Genomic DNA, 2,290 nt, shown 5'->3' with positions numbered 1-2,290 from the left:
TCCCTAACTATTCTAAATTTCCTTTATTCTCTAAGATCCACAAGAACTTCAAAGGAGAAGATCTAAATTTGACTGAGGTTCAAAAAGCCGGTATCGGAAGGTTGACGACAAAGGGTGTGGGCCTTCTCGCACATGAAGTAGGATTTGGAAAAACACTTTCCGGAATTTTGTCCATGCATGAAGCAATGGAGAGAGGGAATGCCAAAAGACCACTTATTGTAGTTCCTAACGATAGTATTCTAAAACAATGGGTAGAAACGATCTTTGAAACTATTCCCGGTGCGAAAGTTAATATCCTTGGAAACTTAGGGAAAGAGTATGATCTTTCAAAGTTTGACAACCATGATCGTGAGATTTCTATAGTTACCTATGAAGGATTTAATAATATAGGTTTCTCCGAGGAAATTACCCAGAGCTTGGCTTCAAAATTTTCCTATATCTCCGAAAGTGAATTAAAGAGCGTTAACTCCATTAGTGAGCGGGATATGCAAATAGAAATGCAGAAAGAAAAAGAGATTGAAGGCAAAATGAAACGTGGAAAAATATATGATTGGGAAGATTTCGGTTTTGATCATTTAACTTATGATGAAGTACATAATGCTAATCATATTGTGGGGAAAGTAAAAATAGAAGACAGAAGATTTGCCTCAGACTTCAGAAGCCAAAATCAACAAACTTCTAAGCTTGGAATTAATACCTGGATGGCAGCACAATATATTCAAGATAAAAATAACGGTAGAAACGTTTCTTTACTTTCTGCAACACCATTTACCAATAAACCACTAGAATACTACTCTATTCTATCATTAATTGCCAATAAAAGACTGGAAGAATCAGGATACTTCAATGTTAATAATTTCTTTGAAACCTTTATGGAAGCTGACAATGATATGGAAATGGATGCGAAAGGAGATGTTAAGTTCAAGGCCAATGTCAGACGTTTTAAAAACAATGCATTATTTCAACAGTTATTATCGGAATTCATTGACATGAAAGGTGAAGAGGATAATCCTCAGCTCAAACGTCCTAATAGAATAAATAAAGAATATAAAATAGAACAAAATGATCTTACTTTTGAGCAATATCAGCTTTTGAACGACAGTTTTTCCGAAAAGGAAAAAGGAGCAATTTTGACACATATTTTAAATGCCCGACTAATTGCTATTTCACCCTATCTTTCTCCCTATTATGATGAAGAGCAGCCCACCTTAAAAGATTTTATAGAGAATTCACCAAAATTAAAACTTACAATGGATCTGATCCGGCAGAATAAAATGGATCTGCCTGAGACTGGACAGATTATATATTCCGAGTTAGCGGTCGCTGAGTTCCCAAAATTGAAAGATTATCTTATTTCTGAAGTTGGATACCATAAAGATGAAATCGGGATCATAACGGGGGCTACAAGTAAAAATCAGAGAATTAACATCCAAAACGATTTTAATACCGGAAAAATCAAAGTTATTATTGGTAGTGAAGCTATTCAGGAAGGAATGAATTTACAGGAAAACACTTCAGATCTATATCTTCTTTCCCTACCCTATAATTTCACGTCTCTTCGTCAGACAGAAGGCAGAGCATGGAGGCAGGGTAATAAATGGGAGAATGTCCGGATCAATTTCATGTTAACAAATGACAGTATTGATGTTTTCATGTTACAAAAACTCCAGGCTAAACAATCCCGGTATTTGGAAGCCATGAAAAAAGGTGCTAATGTTGTGGATATTTCTGATATCAATACTCAGGAGCTTAAAACGTCAATCATCACTAATCCTGAAACCAGAGCTGATATTGAAATAGAACTCATGAAAAAGAGAATTGAAAGTGATAAAAATAGACTTAATGCAGACAGTGCATTCGTTTTTAGAAAATATGAGGATTTCCTAAAAATAAAAGAAAAAGTAAGCAGAGCCCAGGAAGCATACAACACAGCTAAACAATTAGCTGGAGAAGATGGTCCAAACACTGATTACTGGAATAGTCTCTTACCTTACAGATTACAAAATATTGAGGAGGCTAAAGCTGAAGTATCTAAGGCAATACAAAATCTAGAACAAAAGGGAGTAAATGTTACTGAGATTGAGAATCAAACAGCTTTCTCAGAGACAAAAATTGCGAAGCTTGATAAAATGTTGGAAGATCTTCCTTCAATTAGGGAAAAGATGGTTTCTCAGTATCATCGAGAAAAACAGGAAAAACTCAAAGCCAATGAAGCCAGAGACCATATAAAAGAAAGAGAAAAGGAAAATAGATCCTTATTCAGTACATCCACTTATTCGAAAATAAATAT

The 2,290-nt window shown here is 34.9% G+C and carries 1 protein-coding gene; it reads left to right on the top strand.

Annotated elements, in window-relative coordinates; genetic code table 11:
• Positions 1-68: 68 nt before the first annotated feature.
• Positions 69-2,290: SNF2-related protein (locus J7604_RS26170; protein ID WP_293903322.1), on the top strand; the 2,222-nt coding region annotated here is incomplete at its 3' end.

Source organism: Sporocytophaga sp. (genome assembly GCF_017745095.1).
Taxonomy (GTDB): Bacteria; Bacteroidota; Bacteroidia; order Cytophagales; family Cytophagaceae; genus Sporocytophaga.
The sequence above is the reverse complement of the archived record's forward strand: the minus strand, read 5'-3'. Positions and strand labels throughout refer to the sequence as shown.